Origin of the sequence: Paraburkholderia sp. BR14312 (assembly GCF_040948675.1) — a bacterium.
GTDB lineage: Bacteria > Pseudomonadota > Gammaproteobacteria > Burkholderiales > Burkholderiaceae > Paraburkholderia > Paraburkholderia nodosa_A.
In genome coordinates this window covers 1,029,868-1,050,763 of sequence record NZ_JBFPKI010000001.1, presented here as the reverse complement: position 1 = coordinate 1,050,763, position 20,896 = coordinate 1,029,868, and the positions used below count along the sequence as shown (strand labels likewise).

Below are 20,896 nucleotides of genomic sequence, written 5' to 3'. Positions count from 1 at the left end.
CGAATGTTAGAAGAATCGGTAAATGAAGTTCGGGATATAGCCGCGCCGATGCGTCAGCGCAATGCCGATCAGCCTGCCGCCCGCGTCGAGCAGCTGCGTTTTCAGGCCGAGGACCACGGGCTTGCGCGACACCTCTGCGCGCACCGCCATGACCGTGGCGTCCGCCAGCGCCGCGTTTTCGATGCCGGCGAACGACTGGCTCGCGGGCGGCGCATGCACGACGATGTAGTCGTGCGCCTCGCGCAGCGTATTGAACAGGGTCGTGGTCTGCTGCCACGAACTCGGGAACGTGCCGCTCTCCGGCCGCGCGACGACGATGTTGTGCCGCTCGACGCTTTCGAACACGAGGCCGCTCGAAGCCGCAATCTCCGTGGGCGCCGCGCTCGCCGCACGGCTTTGCCCGCCGTGTCCCGACCACGTCAGCAGGCCCTGCGCGTTCGGCGGGCCATAGAGCGGCGAGTCGGCGCCGGAAGCCATGTCGAGAATGAGGACCGGCTTGGTCGTGCGATGCTCGAGTTCGACGGCGAGGCCGCGAATCACCGAAAGCAGCCCATCGTTCTTGCCGAACGAGAGCGCCATGACCACCTTGGCGGGCGAGTCCGTGCTCGCGTTGATGGCCGCGATCATGCGGCCATACGCCATGTGCGTGGGCCGGCTGGCCGCTTTGGCCGCGTCGGCCGACGCCCCCGCGGCGCCGGGCCGGCGTGCGCCGCCGCCGAGCATCACCGGCGCGTTCAGCACCGGCAGCAGCAGAGAGCGCTCGGCCTGCTCCGGACTCAGGAAGGTCTCGCGCAGGCTCGCCATGACGAGCACGACGAGCGCCGAAATCAGCAGACCCGCCGCCACGCTCGCCGCAATGATGAGGCTGGCCGACACGCTGCGCTGCGAAGGCGGGAACGGCGCCTGGATCACGCGCACGTTCGTGCTGTTCACCTGGCTCACCTGTCCCTGCTGGATCTTCGCCAGCTCGACCTGGCGCGAACGGTCCTTGAAGCTGTCGGCCAGAATGTCGCGCGTTGCCTGCAGCTGGCGCATCTGGCTGGAGATGTCGCTCAGGCTGCGCAGCTTCGCGCGCGTGTCCTTGATCTGCTCTTCGAGCGCCTGCTGGCGCGCGGTTTCGCCCGCGATGCTCGCGTTCAGTGCGGCCAGCCGCCCTTGCACCACGTCGTAGTAATCGTTGTGGCCGTAGCGCGTGGCCGTGGCCATTTGCGCCTTGCGTCGCGCGATGCTCGCGTGCATGTCGGCGATCTGCTGATCGAGCTGCTGCACGAACGGCGAGCTGTCCATGTAGCGCGAGGCGAAATCGGCGCGGCGCGCTTCGAGCTGCATCAGCGAAAGCTGCATCGTGTCGAGCGCATGGGCGGCCTCGGAGTCGTCGGTGAAGATCGGGATCGTGGCCTTGACCCCCTTCGAGGACGCCTGCTCCGACTTCAGTTCGCCGCGATGCTGCGCGAGCGACGTGTCGTTCTCGAGCTTTTGCTGAACCAGTTGGCTTTCGAGCAGCACGGCGCGCGAGGTCTGGTCGTCGATATTGACGATGCCGTGCGTTTTCTGGAACGCGAGCAGGTCGGCATCGGCTTTTTTCAGTTGCCTTGCGACTTCGTCGCGCTGACCAGTCAGGAAATCGACGCGGCCGGACGTGAAAATCGTCGCGCGCCGGCGGAAGTACGTGTCGAGCAGACGCGAAAGCGCATCGGCTGCTTCCTTGGGATCGGCGTCGTAATACGTGAGGTTGATGGTGCTCGCGAGATCGTTTTGCTCGATATGCAGCCGATGCTCGAATTCCTGCAAATGGCTGTCGATTTCTTGTTCGCTTGCGTTCGGCCCCAGTTTCGCGATCACCACGTCGCGATGCAGTTCCGGGCTGCTGAGGATCTGCGCTTCGACGCCGTCGAGCTGGCCAATGGCGGGCTGCACCGCGGCGCCGCCATTCGGGTTGTTCGACTGGTCGTAATATCCTGCAAGAAGTACGAGCAAAGTCGACTGCGCCCGGTAAGGCATGGGCACCAGAAGCGCAACCGCCACGCCGATCGCCACAACGGAAAGAAATACCGCTGTGGCAACCTTGCGATAATAAAAAAAGGTGTTGAGATAGTCCCGGACCGTCAGTTCGACAACAGCCGCCTTCCTTTCAGGCCTTGTTCTAGTAGTAATAACCATACAGGTGCGGTTCCAGGCCAGCAGTAAAGATTCGACGGCGCATATAATACGTAAGAAAACATCCAGGATGTCGCGTTAAACTGACATCCGCGAAAAAATCGTGCGAGTTCCACCCTTCATTAACGGCAATTCCTGCCGTTACTTGACAAGAGATCAGGAACCGCAAGCCACCGCTTCACCCACGCGCCCGATGAACATACTCCGACCAGCCTGCGTCCTCGGGCTGATAACGCTTACCGCCTGCACCCAGACCTGGGTGGAGCCGCAATTCCAGCAGCGGGCGCAATTCGCCGCGTGGTCGCAAGCCTCGCCGGGCGTCTATCGCATCGAACCCGGCGACGACCTCTCGGTCGTCATGCCTTTCAATGCCGAGCTGAACTTCCGCGGTTCGGTCGCGCCGGACGGCGGCCTGACCATGCCGTTCGCGGGCACGATCCCGGCGGCAGGGCTCACGGTCGCCCAGCTCGGCGACGCCATCGACAAGGCGCTTGCTGCCAACGGCATGGCGAAGAACGCGCACGCTTCGGTTGCCATCGTGCAGTCGGCCGCTAAAATCTATGTGGCCGGCCAGGTCGCGCGCCCCGGCGAAATCGCGCTGCACACGGGCATGAGCGTGCTGCAGGCCATCGCCGCCGCGCAGGGCTTGCTCGACACGGCGCGCACCAACGAAGTCGTGCTGATTCGCCGCAGCCCCGATGGCCGCCCGATGCTGCGCACGATCGACCTCGACGCGCTCACGCATCGCGGCGACCCGGCGCAGGACGTCATCCTGCAGGCCACCGACACGATCTTCGTGCCGAAGTCCTCGATCGCCGAAGTCGACCAGTGGGTCGATCAGTACATCGACAAGGTCATTCCGTTCCAGCGGGGCTTCGACTACACGATCTCGAACAATCCCACGACGTACTAAGCCTGCTCTGCGAGCCTCGACCGCCCGACGGCTCTCCACGGCCGCGCAAACGAATCACACGCGATGGAAACCGCCACCACGACCACCGGGCTTGCCCCCGTCTTTTCGAGCGAGCCCGCCAGGTGGCGGGTCACGTGGTGGCTGCTCGCGCTCCTGCCGCTCTTTGGCCAGACCTTCCATTACCTGAGCACGCTCGTGCCGCTCTGGGCGCTCTCGAAAGCGCTGCCGGTCATTTCGCTGCCCGCCGTGCTGCGTCTGGGCGGCGAACCGCGTTTTCCCATGACGCGGCAAATCCTCATCAGCTTCGCGTGGCTGTTGCTGGTGCCGAGCTTCGCCGCCATGTTCTATTTCCACGAAGGTTTTTTCACGAGCATCACGGCGCAGGTGAAACTGCTGCCCGTGCTGTACTTCTTCTCGTTTCTCGCGCTGCTCCTCACGCTCAAGCCCACGCTCGGCGAGCTGGAGCGCGGCTTCCTCGTGCTCGGCGTCGTCATTCTCGCCGTGCTGATCGTGCTCTGGGCCGTGGTGCCCTCGGACTGGTACCAGGAGTCGTATGTGATCGGCCAGTCGCCCTTTTTCAGCAGCGACAACCGCGGCCATCGCATCCGCATGTCGATGTATTTCCCGCTCATCCTGCTGTTCTTCTGCTACCGGCGCGCCTTCTTCGAAAAGCATGCGGGCTATCTGCTGGGCGTGGTCGTCGCGTTCGCGGTCACGCTGCTGATCGTCAAGACGCGCGCCATGGTCATCGGCATCATGGGCGTGCTCGTCATCAACACCTTCGCCTGGTCGCGCATGCGCACGCGCGTTCTGCTGCTGCTCGCCGCGCCCGTCGCACTCGCCACCCTGTTCTCGGCGGGCTATCTCGCCACGACCTTCAGCACCGACGCGAGCACGGGCTTCGACACGCGCCGCATCACCATCATGCTCGCCACGAAGTTCCTCGGCAGCGAGCCGATGCGCTGGCTCTTCGGTGTGGGCACGATCAGTTCGACCAGCAAGGACAACCTGATCGACTACTTTCACCACTTCTTCTTCCTCGCCGACATCACGTGGCTCGGCATCGTGTTCGAGTACGGCCTGATCGGCGCGCTCATCATCCTGTTCTTCCAGCTGCGCGGCATCGTGTTCTACCGGCGCTTGCGCAAGAAGGTCGACGACGATTTTCTCGGCGCGCTGTTCGACTATCTCGTCTACGTCCTGCTCATTTCATTCTTTTATCCGCCTACCCTCACTCCGGGCGAGACCGCGGTCATTCTCGCGATCTTCGCGTACGTCTGGCGCGTGGGCGAACTGGACGGCGATCACGACGACCATGCCGATCTGCAGGTTCACCATGCCACGCTTTAAGCGCAACAAGCGTATCAAGCGCCCCAACCTGCACGCGCTGCTGGTCGGCACGCTGCTCATGACGGGCGCGGCGGCCTGCACCGACGCGACTTCGGGCACGCCCTTGCCGGTGGCCATCTCGGTGGATGCCGCCGCCGGCCGGCACCCCATCAGCCCGCTGATTTACGGCATCAACTTCGGCACGACGGCGGTTTTGCAGGACCTGCGCGCGCCCATCAACCGCTCGGGCGGCAACAGCGCCTCGGCCTATAACTGGCGCCTCGACGCACGCAACGCGGGCAAGGACTGGTATTTCGAGAGCCTCGCCGTCAATCCCGCCGATATCAACGATCAGTTCGGCGAGCGCTTCGTCGCACTCTCCCAGGCGGCGGGCGCCACGCCCATCGTGACCATTCCGATGCTCGGCCGCGTGGCGAAACTCGGGCCCGCGCGCGAGACGCTCGCGAGCTTCTCGATCGCCAAATACGGCCCGCAGCCGAATCACGACGTGAACGGCCACGCCGACGCCGGCAACGGCGTGGCGGCCGGCGGCAAGCCGATTGCCGGCAACGACGCGAACGACGCCTCGATACCCGACGACCCGCAAAACGAACAGGCGCGCGTCGCGGATCTGGTCAAGCAATTCGGCGGCGCGAGCGGCGGCGGCGTGCGCTACTACGCGCTCGACAACGAGCCGAGCCTCTGGCAGCTCATTCACCGCGATGTGCACCCCACGGGCGCCCATGCGAGCGAAATCGCCAGCAAGGCGATCGTCTATTCGCGCGCCGTGAAGGCGGCGGACCCGCACGCGCAGATCGTCGCGCCGGAAGAATGGGGCTGGCAGGGCTATTTCTACAGCGGCTTCGACCAGCAGTACGCCGCGGACCACGGCCTCGATCACACGCCCGACCGCACAGGCGAAACCCAGGGCATGCCGTACGTGCCCTGGCTGCTCGCGCAATGGAAAGCGGCGGGCCATCCGGTCGACGTGTTCAGCCTGCACTTCTACCCGCAGGGCGGCGAATACGCCGAGACGGGCGTGACGAGCTCGCAGGCCGTCGCGCTCATGCGCAACCGCTCCACGCGCGACCTGTGGGACCCGAACTACAAGGACCCCACGTGGATCAACAGCGTCGTCGCGCTGATCCCGCTGATGCGCCATTGGGTCGATACGTACTACTACCCGGGCACGCCCATCGGTATTACGGAATACAACTGGGGCGGCGACACGCTGATGAACGGCGCGACAGCCCAGGCCGACGTGCTCGGCATTTTCGGCCGCGAGGGGCTGGATATGGCAACGCACTGGGGCACGCTCGATCCTTCGATGCCGGTGTACAAGGCATTCAAGCTCTACCGCAACTACGACGGCAACGGCGCGGCATTCGGCGCAACCAGCATTGCCGCGAACGCGCCCGATCCGGACTCCGTTTCCGCGTTTGCCGCCTTGCGCGAGCGCGACCACGCGTTGACGCTCGTGGTCATCAACAAGCAACTGGACCGCCCCGCCGATGCCGCCGTCACGCTCGATCATTTTGCGGCGAGCGGCGTGGCCGAAACCTGGCGGCTCGCAAACAACCAGCTGTTCCGCATGCCCGACGCGCACTACCAGGACAGCACGCTGCGCGCGAGCCTGCCCGCGCAGAGCGTGACGCTGTTCATACTGCGCGGCGCACAGGCGCAGCATGAGTGAAGCCGGCGAAGCGCAGATGCCCGCGAGCCAAACCGGCGGCTCGATGATCCGGGGCTCGCTCGTGAGCCTCGGCGTGCGTCTGCTCGACCTGCCGAGCCGCTACGGTTTCCATCTGCTGATCGCCGCCATGCTGGGCGTGGTGCAGACAGGCGACTTCTATATCGTGTTCAGCACGATGGTGGCGCTCGCGGGGTTCGGGCGCCTCGGCATCGATCAGGCGCTCACGCGGCAGATCGCGATGGACCTCGCGGCGGGCGAGGCGCGCGCCGTGCGGCCGGCCATCCGTCGCGCGCTGTGGCTGGTGCTGCTCGCCTCCACGGCCATGTCGATCGCGCTTGGCGCGGGCGCATTCGCCTTCGCGTACGACGTGCTGAAGAAGCCCGAGCTTGCCTGGCCGCTCGCGCTCGGCGCGCTCTCCTTCATCCCGCAAAATCTCGGCGCGGCCATGGCGGGGGCGCTTGCGGGACTCCAACGCGTGGGCTGCAGCCAGATGATCTATTCCTGGCTCTGGCCGGCGATCTTCTGCGCCGTCGCCATCCCGCTTGGACTGACGCACGGCATGAGCGTCGCGAGCACGCTCATGCTGATCGCCGCCAGCTTCACGCTCACCGCGCTGACCGGCGCGTTTCTGCTCAGGCGTTTTCTTGCCGGCGTGCCCGGCGGCGCGCAAGCGCCAGCCGAACCGCCGTGCTTGCTCAAGGCGGGTTTGCCGCTTTTCACGCTGGAATTCACGAAGCTCCTGATCACCTCGGCGCCTGCCGTCGTGCTCGGCATCGTCGCCTCGTCGCGCGAGACCGGGCTCTTCGCGCTGGCGTGGCGTCTCGCGCTCGTCATCAACCTGCTGATCAGCGGCGTGACCGGCATGGCCGCGCCGAAGTTCGCGAGCCTTTTCGCGCGCAACGACCGGCATGGGCTCGACAAAAGCGCGGCCCAGGCGGCTGGCCTCGTGCTGTGCCTCGCGTTGCCCGCCGCGCTGTGCATGCTGCTCTTTCCCGAACACTTGCTGCGCCTGTTCGGGCCTGGCTTCGGCGGCGGCGCGGCGGCGCTGCGCGTGCTCGCGCTCGGCCAGATCGCCGCGGCCTGCTTTACCGCCATGCCCGAACTGCTGGGCATGACCGCCCACACTTCTGTCCTGTACCGAATCAACCTCTACTCGGTCGCCGTGCTGCTCGTGGGCCTCGCCGCATTCGCGCCGCTTGGCGGCAGCGTGGGGGCCGCGGCGGCGGCATCACTGGCCATCGCCGTGAACGGCGCGCTCGCAGCGTGGGCGGCGCACCGGCTGCTGGGCGTGTTGCCACTTGCGTTGCTCGGGCAATGGGTGCTCGGGCGCGTGCCGGGACGCAGCGCGGCGAAAGACCCAAACCAGGACGCCTAGATCGTGGGGCAGTGCCAGTGCCGGCCTCAACTGCTTGCGCTTTCAACGACAATTCGCTCGCGACCCCGAGTGTGATTTCCCCGACCGACCAGCAGTAACGGCACACCAGGGCGACAGTCGGTCGCAAAAAAGCGCCGCGGCCCGCGATATGCTGCGCGCCCATGAGGCGCGCAGCTTTGCTGATATCATGAAAAAAACTCGCACCCCGGTGCGAAATAAACCGCTTTACGCCGATGGCGGGACGGCGCGCACCGTGCGCCACGTTGCTCGGCAATACCGTGAAGTACACCCATCCTGACCGTGCGATCCGCGAGTGCGCTTGCTCTCGACGGGATTGACGAGGCGATCGTCGAAGCCGGCCGCTCGCTTCAGCGAGTTGTGGCAGCGCTGCGTCATAATTTGGAAAACTAAGCGTTTCACCCGTCGCGAGGAGAAGAAACGTCATGAAACGACGCTGCCTGCTAAAGGGGGTTGTCGCTTTGCCGTGCCTTAGCGCTACCTCGAGTTTCGCCGGCGTGCAGCCCGCTGCGGCCCGTGCGGGCCGCATCCGGCCCAGCGACCCCGCGTGGCCGAAAGCGCCGGAATGGGAGGCGTTGAGCCAGGCAGTCGGCGGAAATTTGCTGCAACCCACCACGATCTGGCAGACCTGCGCGCAAGCGCCCCACGCACCAGCATGTCTGGCAAGAATCGAGGAAGCGCGCAATCCGTTCGCGCTCGGCGACGATCCCGGCGCCACCCAGGTCTCCGGCTGGCTCGATGCATGGACGGCGCACGCAAGCGCCTACGCGGTGGCAGCCCGCTCGACCGCGGACGTCGTCGCGGGCGTCGATTTCGCGCGCCGACACAACTTGCGCCTGGTGGTGAAAGGCGGCGGTCACAGCTACCTTGGCGGCTCGAACGCGCCCGATTCCCTGTTGGTCTGGACGCGCGGGATGAACCGCATCGCACTCCATGACGCGTTCGTGCCGGCCGGCTGCCAGTCACCGCCACAGCAGGCCGTGACGGTAGAGGCTGGCTGCATGTGGATCGACGTCTACACCGCCGTCACGACGCAGGCGGGACGCTACGTTCAGGGCGGCGGATGCACGACCGTGGGCGTTGCCGGACTCGTTCTCGGCGGCGGTTTCGGGTCCCACTCGAAGCGCTACGGACTCGCGGCCGCGAGTCTGCTCCAGGCGGAGATCGTCACCGCCGACGGCGCTGTCCGCACGGTCAACGCATGCCAGCAGCCCGATCTTTTCTGGGCGCTCAAAGGGGGCGGCGGCGGCAGTTTCGGTGTGGTGACGAAGCTCACGCTGCAGACTCATGAGTTGCCCGAGAACTTCGGCTGGGCCAGGTTCAAGGTCAAGACTTCATCGCCTGAGGCTTACCGGCGGCTCGCTGCGCGACTGGTCGATCACTATGCGGAGCATCTGTTCAACCCTGCATGGGGCGAGCGGTTCGTCTTTCACAGCGACGAGATCGAAGTGGCGATGGTGTGCCAGGGTCTCGACGACCATCAGGTCAAGTCAGCCTGGGCGCCTGTCATCGATTGGGTGCGCGCCTCGCCGGCAGATTTCACCTTCAACCAGGGACCTCGCGTCGGCGCCGGTCCATCGCGCCGCTGGTGGGACGTCGAAGCCAACCCGGGACTCGTGCCCGACCCACGCGCGGGCGCTGCGCACAACCATGGCTGGTGGCAAGGCGATGGCGAGCAGGCTTCCGCCTTCCTGCACGGCTACGAGTCGCAATGGCTGCCCGCGGCCCTTCTCGAACCGGCGCAACGCGGCCGGCTGGTCGACGCCTTCGTGGCGGCGGCCCAGTTTCAGGCCGTCGAGTTGCATTTCAACAAGGGACTCGCGGGCACGCCGCCGGAGGTGAACGAGCAGGCGCGCCAGTGTGCGACCAACCCAAAAGTCGCCGACGCCTTCGGCCTGATGATCGTCGCCACAGGCGGCCCGCCACCCTTTCCGGGCCTGCCCATCCCCGCGCCTGACATGGCGCAGGCACATCGCAACGCCGCGAACATAGCCAAGGCCGCGGCCATTCTCAAGGCGCTATCGCCAGAAAGCGGCTCCTATATTTCGGAGACCGATTTTTTTCGCAGCGATTGGCGTGAAGCGTTTTGGGGCGTCAACTACGCGCGGCTGAAAGCGATCAAGAATCGCTACGATCCGGAAGGCTTCTTCTACGTCCATCACGGCGTGGGCAGCGAGGACTGGAGTCCCGACGGCTTTACGCCCGTGCAGTCGTGAACGTTTCGGTGATGGGCGCGCATTTCTTGCCTGGCTTGACTCACTAAGAACTCGCATCCTTGCGACTCATCGTGCAGATGGGGAGGGTCCCTTACTTCCCCGCATCTCCCACATCATCACCCACCTCATCAGGACTCCTGTCATCTTGCGCAGCCCGGGTCCTGCATCAATCGAAAGATCCGCGAAGGTAAATCGTAGGCACGGTCACGTGACCTGCACAGAACCGACTTACTGCCGCCCTCGGAACGTCATGTGGAAGGTCTAGCTTTCCAGCCTGTAACACGCCGTAATGATTTGAAGTGACGCAATCGCCGCCCCACCGTCATGCAAAGAAGTGCAACGCTTCAATGGAGAGACACATGCGCCAGACATCGAGATCCAGACACCAACGGCCTGCCGTTCCTGCCTTGCTTGCGGCAGTTTCGCTAGCGGCGACGGCACTCTATTGTTCTGCTGCCGATAGCCAGTCCACCGCGAATACATCTTCGATCACGGCAACGCCGATCAAGCATGTCATCATCATCGTGGGCGAAAACCGAACGTTCGATCACGTGTTTGGCGCTTATCAGCCGCGCTCGGGCCAAACCATATGGAATCTTCTGTCGAGAGGCATCATCCGGGCTGACGGGGGACCCGGACCCAACTACAAGGTCGCCGAGCAATACATGGCCAAGGCCACGAATCCCTCGCAGTTCGACGCCAGCCCGACGTCGAAACAGCCTTACGCGACGCTGCCGGCGCCAAATACCGGCTCGGCACCGACCGCCGCGAGCGACGCGAATCCTCCGCCATTCGCGACACTGGCGGCTGCGCAGGCAGCCGAAGGCTATGCCCTTGAGTCGAACGATGTCGTTCATTTGACGACGGGCGCAACGGGCCTCCCCAACGACGAGCCTGACGCGCGCTTTGGATCGAACCTGTACAACCTGCAGAGCGGCCCCTATCAGATTTCGCGGGTGGGTCCGAACTACGACCAGTACATGAACAGTCCGGTGCATCGGTTCTACCAGAACTGGCAGCAGTCCGATTGCAATATCGCGAACGCGACCCTCGATAATCCGAGCGGCTGCAAGATGGATCTGTTTGCGTGGGTCGAAGTGTCGGTCGGCGCCGGATCGAATGGCAATGCGCAAGCGGCCCACTTCACCGATCAGTCGACCCACGAAGGCGCGACCGCGCTCGGGTTCTATAACGTGAATACCGGCGATATGCCCTATTTCACGGACCTCGCGCGTCATTACACGATCAGCGACAACTATCACCAGCCGGTGATGGGCGGCACGGGCGCGAACAGCATCATGATCGGAACGGCCGACGCGCTCTATTACACGGACGGCAAAGGCAATCCTGCGACGCCGCCCCAGAACGAGATCGAAAACCCGCGGCCGCAGCCAGGCACCAACAACTGGTACGCGCAGGACGGCTACTCTGGCGGGACCTATAGCAATTGCTCAGATGCGAAGCAGCCTGGCGTCGGCGCGATACGAAAATATCTCGACAGCTTGCCGTATCACCCCAATGCCAACTGCGCGCCCAGCACGTACTATCTGCTGAACAACTACAACCCTGGCTACAACGGTGACGGCACCGTCAACACGAGTACGTTCACCATTCCACCTTCGCCGGTGCGCACGATCGCCGATACGCTCCTCGAGAACAATATTTCGTGGAAATACTACGGCGAAGGCTGGAAGACGTTCATCACCCGTCCGTCAACGAGTGTCTACTGCAATATCTGCAATCCGTTTCTCTATGAAACGGCGATCATGACCAATCCGTCGCTGGTGGCCGCGCATCTTCAGGACACGCCGAACCTGTATGCCGACATCGCAAACGGCACGCTACCCGCGGTGTCGTTCGTGAAACCCGGCGGACTGCTCGATGGGCATCCGTCCTCTTCGAAGTTCGGTCTTTACGAAGGGTTCGTGCACAAGATCATCGATTCCGTTCAGGCGAACCCCGCGCTGTGGGCCTCCACTGCGATCTTCATCACGACGGACGAAGGTGGCGGCTATTACGACTCAGGGTACATTCAACCCGTGGACTTCTTCGGGGACGGCCCGCGCATTCCTCTCATCGTCGTTTCACCGTACTCGCGCGGCGGCCGTGTCGTTCACGACTATTCGGATCACGTGTCGCTCGTGAAATTCATCGAACGCAACTGGTCGCTGGGACCGATCACGGCGCGCAGTCGCGACAATCTCCCCAACCCGGTCCAGCTGCCCGCGAGCCCGTACGTGCCGACGAACGCGCCGGCAATCGGCGACCTGTTCGGTGCCTTCCAGTTCCAGCCCGCCAGGCAGGCGGCAGCGGGCAATGGCAACGAGGGCGCGGCTGGCATGTTCCCGTTCTGATCGCAGTCCAGCAGCGCACTGAAGACGCCGAAGGTCCCAACCCCAAAGGGACCGTCGGCGCGCTTGCTCCTACTGCTCCGATTGATCGCCCGAGTCGTCGTCTCCCGTGGTCTGGAGGCCCGGAAGGACATGGGTGCCTTCACGCTGAACGGCTACGAGCTTGTGCGGGTCGAGACCGAGCGCCTTCAGGATGGTCGGCGCCACCTGCATGTTGGTCACCGGCGAATCGACGACGTTCTTCTGCAACTTCGGATTGGAAACCACCAGCAGCGTGTTCGTATCGTCCGTATACATTCCGCCGTGCTCTGCCAGCTTCGCCGCGCTCTTGCTGTAGATCGTCCCAGGTATCGGCTGAATGATGAGGTCAGGCACACGGCCCTGGGCAGGGTCGCCCCAGATCGCCTTCAGCGCTGTGTCGTGGTAGAGCGTCTGGATGCGAGTGGAATTGCCGCTCGCCTCGTCAGCGTCGAGGAGTGATACCGCCTTTGCGGTATCGCCGTGGTTCTTGAGCCAGATGAGCGACACGTCGTCGGCCGTTTCCTGGGCGACCGGCACGCCGCCATTGCCGAGCACGGTGGCGACATCGCTCACGTCGGCGGTGGCATAGGCGTTCTTCGAACCGTTCAGCATGTGAAGCTTCTTGAGGTCGATCGGCGACTGGCCGTGTTTGCCGCCGACGATGAACAGCGTCGAATGCAGAAGATGGCCCGCTTTGAGCGCATCGTACATCTGGCCCAGCGAGGCATCGACGAAGTCGAGCGACTGTTCGAGCGGCACGGTCGGCGTGCCGGCTGCGTCGAGATAGCCGCCACGCGTCGTGGTCGTGCCTTCCATCGCGGACGTGACCTTCTGCCCGACGCTCACCGCCTGAAAGTTCATGCCGAAGATCGCGGGTACGCCCACCTGCTTCGTCCCGGTCTGATCGAGCCCATGAATCCAGTTCAAGACGACCTTGACCTTGAAGCCGTCATAAGCCCGGGTATATATCGGGTCGGCGGTCCAGTCGACGGTCGCGGGCGCGCTCGGGAAGCCATTGGCTTGCAGCGAGGTCGAGTTGATCTCGGGCGCGTAGAGTTCGTCGAGGCCCAGCCCCGAAGGCCCATTCACGATCTCGTAGGCCGGGTGCTTGTCCGACCACGCGGTGCGCATGCCGGCCTGATGAATGACCTCGAAGATCGTGTTCGTCCCGTTCTTCATGTACAGATGCGGCCAGACCTGCACGCAGGCGCCGCCGGCCGTCTTGCGCAGTGGAAGTTTTGCGGGATTGATGTGCGGATTGCGCTTGTCGTACGTGGCCCCCGCAGGCGGCGAACCGCCGTCGAGCTGGGTGAGATCCCAGTCGAGCGCTTCGAAATTGGTGACCTCCGTGCCAGGCGTGCCCGTGCAATTGCTGCCCGGCGGATACAGCGTCGCATCGTAGGTGTCGTCATAGAAGACACCATGGCTCAGCGGGCTGCCGCCGGTTGCGAATGCGAGGAGGCCGGGATACGAGTCGGAAGGCCGGGATGTCGAAGCGTGGGTGTACTCGACACCGTGTTTGACGAGCTTCGCGAAGGTGGATTGCGGGTGCGTCTTGATGTAGTTTTCCAGGTCGGCCTCGTGCATCCCGTCCACACTGATCAGCAAAACGTGCGTGTATTGCTGGTTGTGATCGCCATCCTGATCCTGCGCTGCCGCGGCCATGCTCGCAAATGCCAGCACGCTCGCAGTGAAGACTGCCCTGACTCCGAACCGCTTTCCGATCTCGTTCATTCTTCACCTCTTGATATGAATTATGAATTGGGCGCGAATGCGCCCTAGAGGAGATAAGTCGCGGAATGAGTAAATGCCGTGAAAGAATACTTTCGGATGTCTTCCACTGGAGCGCGGGAGGCTTGATGGGCGTGCGTTTGATTCAATGTAACAGGTTGTATCAGGACGGTGCGGCGATTCCACGACGTTGTGAATGCACCGATCCTGCCGGTCGATTCCTCTATTTCCGGTGTAAATCTGGAATCCTGATAACGTTTATCATTTGATACGGCTAATTGTCTAACCAGTCGAATCCGCTCCGTTCACATCGCTGTCATTGTTCTTTTCATGTTCGAGCATATCGAGCGCAAGCACACGTCCGACATCACGCACGAACGCTTCCATGACCGCGAAAGATTCCGGGCTGCCCGGCACACAGTCTTCAGGATTGCGCTTTCCCTGTGCCCGTCTGATCGCGCGGATGCTGCCTTCCAGCGCCCGTGCTTCTGCCCGGATCGGATCCTCTTGAGGTGGTTTGGGTTGTTCGTGCGCCATGCTGGGATTTTCGGCGGCCGGCACACAAACTTTAGCGTCTGGGCGTGATCCCCCTCCTTCCGACCCAAAATCCGCCCCAAATCGGCCCTGGCGAAATAGCGATTGGCCGCCCTCAAGTTGCCCGGATCTTTGTCGATATGTCAATTGCAGAGATTGTGGGCGCAGGGTGACGAGCATGCAGCGTGAGGACAGCAAGATGGGAGATAGCGCAGGAAATCCGGCCGCAAAGCCGGCGCTCATCGGCCTATGGCGTGTGTTGCACGTATGGAGCGCACAAAAAACCCGGCTGGTCGCGCCGCTGGCCCTCATTGCGATCCTGTCGGCCATCGCGCTCAATACCGCCATTGCCCTGCGGCAGTCTCATGAGCAGCGCTATGCGCTTTCGCAGCAGCGTGCGGTCGAATCGGCCAAGCGGGATCTCGACGAACTGCAGAATGCACTTCTCGACGAGCATGAGCAGCTCTACACGGTAATCGGCACGCGGCCGTTCTATCGGCGCGCCGCCTACATCTATCCGCTTCCGGCACTGATCGACAACGCCAACGCGGCGCAGCGGACCTGCGAAGGCCGCGAGCGCTGCATCGCCCTGCTCGACGAGTTGAAGGACATGATTCGCCATCTGGGCGCCCTGAGCAACCGGCTCGCGATGCTTTCCATGCTCAAGCCGGGCAGCGTGACGATGGATACGCCGTCGCTAGGCGAACTCGACGCGCGCTTTTTCCAGACGATGCAAAAGATCGGCGAGATCCGCATGGACGAAGACGCGCATCTCGACCAGTCGGTCACGAGGGCGTCGCGAGATTCGCAAATGGCTTCGGCGCTCCTGCTCGGGTCGGGACTGGCCGCGGCGTGCCTGCTGCTGGCATTCCTTCGCCGCAACGCGCGCATCACGAAATCGTTGCGCAAGGCGCTCCAGGCGGCGGACGTCAACCGCAAGAAGTACAAGCGCCTCTTTCAGCTCAATCCGCTGCCGATCTGGATCGTCGACGACGCGTCCATGCGGCTCGTCGCCGTCAACGACATGGCGGCGAAAGCCCTGGGCTACCGCGCGAGCGAGATGCTCGAGCTGAGGCTTGGCGATCTGCGCATGAACAAGACCGCGCTGCATGGGGCCCCGTTCGCGCACGCGCGCGGGCACGACGACGGCACAGCCATCTGGGAACACCGAACGAAGAGCGGCGAGTTGCGCTCGATGAACGTATTCCAGCTGCAAACGGATTTCGACGGCCGAAGCGCGACCCTTTGCGTGATGGAAGACGTCACGACGCAGCTCGCAGCACAGGCTGAACTGAGACATCGGGCCGAATACGACGCGCTCACCGGCCTCACGAACCGCAAGTATTTCGACGAGCGCGTGAACCGGGAACTGCAGCAGGCTAGCCGTGCGGGCAAGACGCTCGCGATGATCTTCCTCGATCTCGACAATTTCAAGGAGGTCAACGACTCGCTCGGCCACCGCATCGGCGACGCGCTGCTCGCCCAGATCGCGCGGCGCATCGAGCGCGTCGTCGGCGAGCGTGGCACGGTGGCGCGCTATGGCGGCGACGAATTCATGGTCATCGCCGACGGCGCCGCTCCGTTGCTCGAACCGCTGCTCGACTCACTGCTCGCCGCGATGACGGAACCGATACAGGTAGCGGGCCACGAACTCTTCATCGAGGCCAGCATCGGCATCAGCCTCTACCCCGCCGACGGCGACGATGCCGACGCGCTGGTGCGCAATGCCGACGCCGCGATGTATCTGGCCAAGCAGAACGGCCGCAATCAGTACCAGTTCTATCGCCCGGAATTGAGCGAAGCCGCGACCTCGCGCTTGCGCATTTCGACGCGCCTGCGCCAGGCGTTCCGCAACGGCGCATTGACCGTGCTGTATCAGCCGCAATTCGATATGGCAACGGGCACGATGATCGGCGCCGAGGCGCTGCTGCGATGGACCGACGCGGAACTCGGCAGCGTGTCTCCGGCCGTATTCATCCCGGTCGCCGAGGAAACCGGCCTGATTCGCGGCATAGGCGAATGGGTGCTGCGCGAGGCATGCCGGGAAGCAGCGCGCTGGAATCGGGACCCGGCGCGGCCCATACGCGTCTCCGTCAACGTCTCGCCCTTGCAGTTCGAGCATGGCGACCTGATGGGCCAGGTGCGGGAGGCACTGCGCGATTCGGGTCTGCCGCCGGCGCTGCTGGAACTCGAGGTGACCGAGGGCGCGCTCATGCGCACGCCCGATCTCGCCGCGCGCACGCTGGCCGGTCTGCGGGAGATGGGCGTTCGCGTCGCTATCGACGATTTCGGCACGGGTTATTCGAGCCTCGGGTATCTCAAGCGCTTTCGCGTCGATCGCCTCAAGATCGACCGCGAATTCGTGCGCGAGATTGGCCAGGACACGGAAACGGAAGCGATCACGCTCGCCGTCATCGCCGTGGCGAAGGCGCTCAATTTCGAACTGATCGCGGAAGGCGTCGAAACCAGCGGACATCGCGATTTCCTGCTGCAAAACGGCTGCACACATGCCCAGGGTTTCCTGTACAGCCACGCCGTGAGCGCCGGCGCGATCGCCGACATCGCGGCGAATGCGGCGGCACGTCCGGCGCCGCTGCCCGTGTGAACCGTGCTACGGCGCGCTCGGGCGGCGCGACGAAAGCCGCGTCACAAAAAATTCACTCAACGCGGCATGAAATGTCCATGGCCGCTGCAAAACCCGGATGTTGAACGCTCTGGCTCATCCGTCTTCTCCCTCGCAACCGGGCAGTGTCACGCAACGCCCGTTACTTCACGCGTGTGACGCGCAATCATGAGTTCTTCGTTGGTCGGTATCACCCAGACCGAGACCTTGCTCGACGCCGTGCTGATACAGGGGCCGCCCGCTTCGTTCGCCCTGCTGTCGATTTCCACTCCGCACCAGCGAGCCTGTTCGCAGGCCCGCCGCCGGATCTCCGGCGAGTGCTCGCCGATGCCCGCGGTGAAGACCAGCGCGTCGAGCCCCTGCAGCGCGGCGGCGAGCGATCCCAGTTCGCGTCCGATGCGATACGCGTACAACTCGACGGCGAAGGCGGCGCGCGCGTCGTGGCTCGCCAGCAGCGTACGCATGTCGCCCGAAATACCCGATACCCCAAGCAGACCCGAACGGCGGTACAGCAGGTCCTCGACGCCGCGCGTATCCATTTTCAGTTCGTCTAGCAGGTAAAGAATCGCGCCGGGATCGAGATTGCCGCTGCGCGTGCCCATGGGCAGCCCATCGAGCGCGGTGAAGCCCATCGTGCTCGCCACACTCCTGCCCGCGTCCATCGCACACATGCTCGCGCCATTGCCGAGATGCGCGACGACGGTGCGGCCTTTCGCTGCGTCAGGAGCGACATGGGGCAGCGTGCTGGCGATGTACTCATAGGACAGCCCGTGGAAGCCGTAGCGCCGCACGCCTTGCTCCGTCAACGCTGCCGGCAGCGCAAACGTCGAGGCAAGCGCAGGCTGTGTCGCATGAAACGCCGTGTCGAAACAGGCGACTTGCGGCAGCTCCGGATTGCGTCCGGCGATGACACGAATCGGCTTCAGGTTATGTGGCTGATGGAGCGGCGCGAGGGGCGCGAGCTTGTCGAGTGCGTCCAGCACAGCGGGTGTGACGGCCACGGGCTTCGAGAACTCGCGGCCGCCATGCACCACGCGATGCCCGACGGCGACTACGCGGTTGCCGTCGCGATGGCTGCGCAGGAACTGGGCGATGTGAGCAACGGCCTCATCATGCCCGAGGGGTTGATTGCCCCAATCGTGACTCCCGGTCAGCACGCTTTTCCCATCGAACGCGACGAAACGCGGCGCCGACAGCAGGCCTTCGATCTGGCCGTGCATGACAAGCGGCAGATCGTCCGGCTGCGCATTGAACGCGCTGAACTTGATGCTCGACGAACCGGCATTGAGAACGAGGATGACGTCGGCCATCGTTCTACCCTATCGCCCGCGCGCCGGCGAGCAACGACGGACCGCGGACAAGCCGCTCATACTCTTCGTATTCGCGATTCACGACGCCTCCTTGAGATCGGGCGCCACGCGAGCGGCCGGCGCCTCGGGAACCTCATGCATGGCTCCGACTGTGCGTACCGCCGGTGTGCGTTCCAGCGGCAGCGACGAACGGATCTTGTCGAGCATGCTGAGCTGGGCAGCGGTCGGCCCGGCTTCCTGCACGCGCTTGTCGTCCAGCAGCTTTTCGGCCAGTTCAAGCAGTTTCTCCCGGTCTTGCGGGTCGGCCAGCAGATGCGGCAGCGTGGCGAGCGCCTGTTCCGGCTCGTAACGCACGATGATTTCCTGCTCGCCGCGCACGCGCCGCCATTGGTCGCCCGGCAGCTGAGGCAAATAAGCGGCGTAATCCTTCGCGAGTTCGTGGCGCAGCGCGAGCCGCGCGAGCGGGAGCGGCTCGCCCCGGCGCGCGAGCAGGCAGGCGGCGCGAGCCAGCGCCTCCGTGTAGCCGCCTTCGGTCATCGACGCCAACGCATCCCTCACGTAGGGCAGATCGCGGGGGTCTCCGGCAGCCGCGGCGGGCCTGGCTTGCGCCTCTTCACCGCGTTCGACGGTGTACAGGTTCCCGTAGAAGGAAAAGAACGCGCTCTCCGTCATGGCGTCGCGCATCGCGCGATAGAAGTCGAGCGATGCACTGAACATCTCCGAACCGTAGTGCTCGAACTCCCTCAACGGCGTCTCTTCGTGGACTTCGGCATGCCGCTTTGCCCTGACTGCCTCGGCAGCAGGCCCAAGCCAGGCGAGCCACGGATTCAGATCCGAAAGCGCCCAGCGCTGCGCGCGAAGCGGATGAAACTGCCGCTGCAGATTCGCTGTCGTTTCGTTCGACCACATCCGTACCCACGGTTGCAGGAACAGCTCGTACGCACGCTGGTTCAACTCCGATACGCGCTTGACGGCCTCGAACGGCTGTTCGTCGCTACGCTCGAAGCGGTTCAGGCGCGCGGCAATCTCTTCGAGCCGATACTCGCGGAATGACACGTCGTATGCCGTTTCTCCGTCTTCGCCCCGACGCTCGGCAATCTCCATGCCGTAAAGACCAGGCGGGAACGCTTCGATCGCTTCGAGCACGGAGGCGATCTGCTGATGCTCCTTCTTCGCGACCTTGCCCGAAACGAAAATGCCGAGGTGGCCGATGCTCTGGTGCACGAGTCCTACGATCACCTGACCGCGCGCCTTGATTTCTTCCGTGCTGCCGTAAATGTCGGCGACCCAGTTGAATGCCTGTTGAGGCGGCGTGATGTTGTCGCCCAGCGAAGCGAACAGAATGATCGGCGACTTGATTTCCCGCAGATCGAATGCCGTCCCGTTGAGACCTCGAACTTCGCCCGACCAGAGCGTGTTACCGACGAACAGGTTGCGCGTGATCCACTCGATCTCCTCGCGGTTCATCAGGTAATAGCCGCCCCACCAGCGCTCGAAGTCGAGGAAGCGCGGCGGCTCGATATCGGCGTTGTCGAACAGGTGGTAGTACTTGTCCCATAGGCTGTTGGCGGGATTGAGATTCTCGAAGTTCTGCACGAGATGGGCGCCGTCGAACTTGCCGTTGCCGAGATCGGCCGTCAGCGACGCGAGCCAGGTACCGCCCAGCATGCCGCCGGAATAGCGCATGGGGTTGTCGCCCTCGCCTTCGCTCCACGCGCCGCTCCAGTAGGACATCGGCGCGCCGTTGATGACGAGCGGCCCCGTATGGTCCGGGTCGGAACTCGCGAGCATCATGGCGGCCCAGCCGCCCTGGCAGTTGCCGACGATCGCCGGCTTCGGGCTGTCCGGGTGCAGTTCGCACACCTTCTTGACGAATTGCGCTTCCGCCGCACAGACATCGAGCAGGGTCTGGCCAGGCTCCGGATCGCGAAAGAAGATGACGAAATACACGGAGTGGCCCGCCTTGAGCGCAACACCGGCCTGTGAATCGTCCTTGAAGCCGCCGATGCCCGGACCGTGGCCCGCACGCGGGTCGATGATCACATAAGGACGCTTGCTAACGTCGATGACCACACCGTCGGGCGGCAGCAGGCGCACCAGCGCGTAGTTGACCGGCCGCGCCAGCTTCCGGCCGTCGATCACGAGTTCGTGGCCGAAATGGAGGACCGGCCGAAGACCGTTGCGGGCCTGCTCGACGAAGCCATTGCCGCGCTGGCGCAGGGTGTCCCAGAAGAGCACGGACCGCTCGGCGACATCCACCGCGTAGCGGTAGCCGGCCCAGGGGTCCAGCGCGGTTGCCCATGCTGGGCTCGCCGAAGCGGGTTTATCGCTTTCGACCAGCCGCCCAGTCGCATCCGCTAAACGCTGACTGAATTGGGTTTGCGCTAGTTCCGATCGCCTGGCGAGGAGCCGGGCAACTTTGCCGCCGATCTCCTGGCAACGCGCATATTGATTGGCTAGGTCGGTCATGGCATCACCTTCTGGTCCGCGAAGGGGTGGCAAAAGCCACCTCCGCCGCCTCGATTGAATGAAAGGAATGCTTACGAATATGCTGGGCAGTCGCGCGCGTAGCCGTAAAGGCCGGCATGGCTGCTATCTCTCCAGACACTGGCAGACGCACGTGAC

12 protein-coding genes are annotated in these 20,896 nt (G+C 64.0%); 7 read left to right on the top strand and 5 right to left on the bottom strand.

Going from position 1 to position 20,896, the window contains the following annotated elements:
* Window positions 1-6: 6 nt before the first annotated feature.
* The gene (locus AB3X98_RS04710; protein WP_368602617.1) at window positions 7-2,025 is read right to left on the bottom strand and encodes a GumC family protein; all 2,019 of its coding nucleotides are present in this window, start codon (window positions 2,023-2,025) and stop codon (window positions 7-9) included.
* Window positions 2,026-2,350: 325 nt separating this feature from the next.
* On the opposite strand from AB3X98_RS04710, the gene AB3X98_RS04705 reads away from it, so the two are divergent.
* The 6 genes from AB3X98_RS04705 (at window position 2,351) to AB3X98_RS04680 (ending at window position 12,055) form a co-directional block, all read left to right on the top strand.
* The gene (locus AB3X98_RS04705) at window positions 2,351-3,070 is read left to right on the top strand and encodes a polysaccharide biosynthesis/export family protein (RefSeq protein ID WP_069263417.1); all 720 of its coding nucleotides are present in this window, start codon (window positions 2,351-2,353) and stop codon (window positions 3,068-3,070) included.
* Window positions 3,071-3,133: 63 nt separating this feature from the next.
* Window positions 3,134-4,420, top strand: a complete 1,287-nt coding sequence (locus AB3X98_RS04700) for a hypothetical protein (protein WP_069263416.1) — start codon at window positions 3,134-3,136, stop codon at window positions 4,418-4,420.
* Entirely contained in the window at window positions 4,407-6,092 is a 1,686-nt protein-coding gene (locus AB3X98_RS04695) for a glycoside hydrolase family 44 protein (RefSeq protein ID WP_368602618.1), read from the top strand. Before AB3X98_RS04700 ends, AB3X98_RS04695 begins: the two co-directional genes overlap by 14 nt.
* Window positions 6,085-7,467, top strand: coding sequence for a lipopolysaccharide biosynthesis protein (locus AB3X98_RS04690; RefSeq protein WP_368602619.1), 1,383 nt, complete (start codon window positions 6,085-6,087; stop codon window positions 7,465-7,467). Before AB3X98_RS04695 ends, AB3X98_RS04690 begins: the two co-directional genes overlap by 8 nt.
* A gap of 443 nt (window positions 7,468-7,910) precedes the next feature.
* The gene (locus AB3X98_RS04685) at window positions 7,911-9,701 is read left to right on the top strand and encodes an FAD-dependent oxidoreductase (RefSeq protein WP_368602620.1); all 1,791 of its coding nucleotides are present in this window, start codon (window positions 7,911-7,913) and stop codon (window positions 9,699-9,701) included.
* A gap of 359 nt (window positions 9,702-10,060) precedes the next feature.
* Entirely contained in the window at window positions 10,061-12,055 is a 1,995-nt protein-coding gene (locus AB3X98_RS04680) for an alkaline phosphatase family protein (protein ID WP_368602621.1), read from the top strand.
* 69 nt (window positions 12,056-12,124) lie between these two features.
* Here the strand turns inward: AB3X98_RS04680 and AB3X98_RS04675 are convergent, their stop codons facing one another.
* Window positions 12,125-13,807, bottom strand: coding sequence for an alkaline phosphatase family protein (locus AB3X98_RS04675; protein ID WP_368602622.1), 1,683 nt, complete (start codon window positions 13,805-13,807; stop codon window positions 12,125-12,127).
* A gap of 279 nt (window positions 13,808-14,086) precedes the next feature.
* Window positions 14,087-14,341: a hypothetical protein gene (locus AB3X98_RS04670; protein WP_176732859.1), complete on the bottom strand. Its 255-nt coding sequence runs from the start codon at window positions 14,339-14,341 to the stop codon at window positions 14,087-14,089.
* Window positions 14,342-14,537: 196 nt separating this feature from the next.
* On the opposite strand from AB3X98_RS04670, the gene AB3X98_RS04665 reads away from it, so the two are divergent.
* A complete protein-coding gene (locus AB3X98_RS04665; protein ID WP_368610218.1) occupies window positions 14,538-16,943 on the top strand; it encodes a putative bifunctional diguanylate cyclase/phosphodiesterase in 2,406 nt (801 codons plus the stop codon).
* A gap of 146 nt (window positions 16,944-17,089) precedes the next feature.
* Here the strand turns inward: AB3X98_RS04665 and AB3X98_RS04660 are convergent, their stop codons facing one another.
* Together AB3X98_RS04660 and AB3X98_RS04655 are read right to left on the bottom strand one after the other, a co-directional pair.
* Window positions 17,090-18,271: an acetate/propionate family kinase gene (locus AB3X98_RS04660; protein ID WP_368602624.1), complete on the bottom strand. Its 1,182-nt coding sequence runs from the start codon at window positions 18,269-18,271 to the stop codon at window positions 17,090-17,092.
* 78 nt (window positions 18,272-18,349) lie between these two features.
* Window positions 18,350-20,740, bottom strand: coding sequence for a DUF3141 domain-containing protein (locus tag AB3X98_RS04655; RefSeq protein ID WP_368602625.1), 2,391 nt, complete (start codon window positions 20,738-20,740; stop codon window positions 18,350-18,352).
* Window positions 20,741-20,896 lie beyond the last annotated feature (156 nt).